A 3,655-nucleotide genomic window follows, 5' to 3' on the forward strand; every position below is an offset into this window, starting at 1 on the left:
GGCGTACATGTACACACTGGCCAGCCGCATTTTCGAGGAAATGCAACCGGGTGCGGCAAGGCCGAAAAATGGTCTGTGAAGGCTGAGCGGCTCTCAAAAAACAGGGAGAACCATCCAAAAAGGCTCGAAAACAGGCCTTTTTTGGGCTCCAGGAGCCCCATTGTTACATTATGGCAACAATGGGGCTAAAACTTCCGTTTACGTCAATATTAACGCAACGGAATGCTGATTTTCCAGGCGGAAAACCAGCATTTTAGAGGGGTCTAAAGTCTCCCGAATCTACCCTCAGCCGGCGTCGCGAACCCTGGCCAGCGCGATCGACAGCTTGTCCTGTGCATCGCGGTATTCGGCGAGCTTTTCACGCTCGGCATCGACGATCTCGGCCGGCGCGCTGGCCACGAACCTCTCGTTCGACAGTTTCTTGTGCAGGCGCGCGATCTCCTCGGTCACCTTGGCCAGTTCCTTCTGCAACCGTGCAGCCTCGGCGGCGAGGTCGATCAGGCTGCCAAGCGGCAGGCAGATCGTCGCCTCGTTGAGCACGATCTGCGCCGAACCCTTGGGCGCGATATCGGCAAGCGAGATGTCGCCGACCCGCGCCAGCCGCTTGATCGCCGACTCCTCGCGAACGAGGCGCTCGCGTGTCACATCGTTGGCGCCGACCACGACGAGCGGTGCGATGGCTGCCGGCGGCACGTTCATCTCCGAACGCACGGAGCGGATGCCGGAGACGAGGTCGACCAGCCAATTGATGTCGGCTGCAGCCTCGGCGTCTTCGAAGTCCGGTGACGGCCACGTGGCATGGCACAGCAGCGAGGGGCGTTGCTTGCCTTCGCCAGCGGTCTGCGCCCACAGTTCCTCGGTCATGAACGGCATCATCGGATGCAGCAGCTTGTAGATCTCGTCGAGCACGAAGGCGACGCAGGCTCGGCTTTCGGCTTTGGCCGCCTCGTCGGTTCCCATGAACACCGGCTTCAGCAGTTCCAGGTACCAGTCGCAGAACAGGTTCCAGACGAAGCGGTAGGCGGCGCCCGCCGCCTCGTTGAAGCGGTATGAGGTGATGCCGTCGGTGATCTCGCGCGCCGCCCGCGTCAGCTCGGTGAGGATCCAGCGGTTGACCGCCAGCTTGGCGTCGTTCAGCCAGAAATCGTCATTGCGCGCGACCTCGTTCATCTCGGCAAAACGCGTCGCGTTCCACAGCTTGGTGCCGAAATTGCGATAGCCGGCGATGCGCGCCGGATCGAGCTTCACGTCGCGGCCTTGTGCCGCCATCACCGTCAGGGTGAAGCGCAGCGCATCGGCGCCGTATTCGTCGATCAGGTCGAGCGGATCGATGACGTTGCCTTTCGACTTCGACATCTTGGCGCCGTTCTTGTCGCGCACCAGCGCATGGACATAGACGGTGTGGAACGGCTCCTCGTCCATGAAGTGCAGGCCCATCATCATCATGCGGGCGACCCAGAAGAAGATGATATCGAAGCCTGTCACCAGCACGTCGGTCTGGTAGTAGGTCTTCAGCTCGGGAGTCTCATCAGGCCAACCCAGCGTCGAGAACGGCCACAGCGCCGACGAGAACCAGGTGTCCAGCACGTCCTCGTCGCGGGTCAGGATCTCGCCCGGCTTGAAGTTCTCCAGCTTGTCCTCGACCCAGGCCTTCCACGGTCCTTCCAGCGCCAGATAGAATTCGATCGCGGCGCTCAGCGCCTCTTCCTCGGTCTTCTCGACGAAGACGCGCCCATCCGGCCCGTACCAGGCCGGAATCTGGTGGCCCCACCAGAGCTGGCGCGAGATGCACCAGGGCTGGATGTTCTCCATCCAGTCGAAATAGGTCTTTTCCCAGTTCTTCGGCACGAAGTTCGTGCGACCTTCGCGCACTGAAGCGATTGCCGGTTTGGCCAGCTCCGCCGCATTGGCATACCATTGCTCGGTCAGGAACGGCTCGATCGGCACGCCTCCGCGATCGCCATGCGGCACCGCATGGCGATGCGGCTCGACCTTTTCGAGGAAGCCGCCCTCTTCCATCAGCTCGACGATCTTCTTACGCGCGACGAAGCGATCGAGGCCGTCGAGTTCGTCCCAGACCGCCTGGCGCTCCGGCGTCACCTCGAGGCCGGCAAGGAAATCCTCATTGTCCCTGAGACTTACCGCCGCCTCCGTGGTCAGGATATTGATCGCCGGCAGCTTGTGGCGCTTGCCGACCTCGAAATCGTTGAAGTCGTGCGCCGGCGTGATCTTGACCGCGCCCGAACCTTTTTCCGGATCGGAATACTCATCCGCCACCACGGGAATCCTGCGGCCGACGATCGGCAGGACGATGTTCTTGCCGACCAGATGCCGGAAGCGCTCGTCGTCGGGATGCACCGCGACGGCCGTATCGCCCAGCATCGTCTCCGGGCGCGTCGTCGCCACGGTGATGAAGGTTTTCGGGTTTTCCGGGTCGAAGACCTTGCCTTCGACGGGGTAGCGGAAGTGCCAGAGATTGCCATTGACCTCCTGCTGCTCGACCTCGAGATCGGAGATCGCGGTGAGCAGCTTGGGGTCCCAGTTCACAAGACGCTTGTCCTTGTAGATCAGCCCTTCCTTGTAGAGCGTGACGAACACTTCGAGCACCGCCTTGGACAGGCCTTCGTCCATGGTGAAGCGTTCGCGTGACCAGTCGGCCGAGGCGCCGAGCCGCTTCAGCTGGTTGAAGATGGCACCGCCGGATTCGGCCTTCCACTCCCACACTTTCTCGATGAACTGTTCGCGGGTCAGGTCGCGGCGATGGATCTGCTTTTCCATCAGCTGCCGCTCGACCACCATCTGCGTGGCAATGCCGGCATGGTCCATGCCCGGCTGCCACAGGACGTTCTTGCCGCGCATGCGCTCGAAGCGCACCAATATATCCTGCAGCGTGTTGTTGAGCGCGTGTCCCATATGCAGCGAGCCGGTGACGTTCGGCGGCGGGATGACGATGGTGAAGGCCTCCGCCCCCTCCTCGGCCCCGGCACCGGCGCGAAACGCGTCGGCCTCTTCCCAGACTTTGGCGATCTTCGGCTCGACGGTTTTGGCGTCGTAGGTCTTTTCAAGCATGGGAAAATGGTCCGCGCTGTCGGGAGTTTGCTGGTCCGGTGTAAATCGGAAGGTTTTGGCCAAGTCAACCGCAAGGGCTGTCTCGGACCCTCACAACCAGATAGGCGCGGCCTCAGTCATTTCAACGGAACGCGATCCGTCGTCCTGCCGACAACGACTTCACCAAAAGAAACGGCGCCACGAAGGCGCCGTTTCCTCTGGGCAATCGGCATGGGGAACTACTGCGCCCCGCGCGCCACGCGCTCGATCTCCTCGCGCACCAGCCTTTCGACCAGTGTCGGCAGATTGTTGTCGAGCCAATCCTGCAGCATCGGCCGCAGCATCTCTTCGGCCATCTCGTCGAATGTCTTCTTGCTGCGGCTGGCAAACGCGTCGGAAAGCTCGCCAAAGGCAGCCGCGACCTGACGGCCGGTGTGCTCGGAAACGATCGCCGGACGCGGCGCGTCGCTGGCCGCCACCGGCCGCACCACGCTTGCATCCGGACGAGACGGATCGGTAGCCGGTTTCGCGGCCGGTTCATCCCCTGGAGCCTCCACGGACGGCTGGGCAGCCGTCTTGCGTGCCTCGCTCCGGTCCGACACCGCCC

Annotated in this window: 2 protein-coding genes; both read right to left on the bottom strand. The window is 62.4% G+C overall.

Annotated elements, in window-relative coordinates:
• Window positions 1-285: 285 nt before the first annotated feature.
• The gene (locus EN994_RS22440) at window positions 286-3,069 is read right to left on the bottom strand and encodes a valine--tRNA ligase (protein ID WP_013531281.1); all 2,784 of its coding nucleotides are present in this window, start codon (window positions 3,067-3,069) and stop codon (window positions 286-288) included.
• 218 nt (window positions 3,070-3,287) lie between these two features.
• Window positions 3,288-3,655, bottom strand: a 368-nt coding sequence (locus tag EN994_RS22445) for a DUF2497 domain-containing protein (RefSeq protein ID WP_127307813.1), incomplete at its 5' end; no start/stop codon positions are given.

It is taken from the genome of Mesorhizobium sp. M7A.F.Ca.CA.002.09.1.1 (assembly GCF_003998555.1).
Lineage (GTDB): Bacteria > Pseudomonadota > Alphaproteobacteria > Rhizobiales > Rhizobiaceae > Mesorhizobium > Mesorhizobium ciceri.

Bases quoted from the DNA above. Each gene is read 5' to 3' on its own strand.
- EN994_RS22440 (WP_013531281.1), bottom strand. From the start codon at position 3,069: ATGCTTGAAAAGACCTACGACGCCAAAACCGTCGAGCCGAAGATCGCC.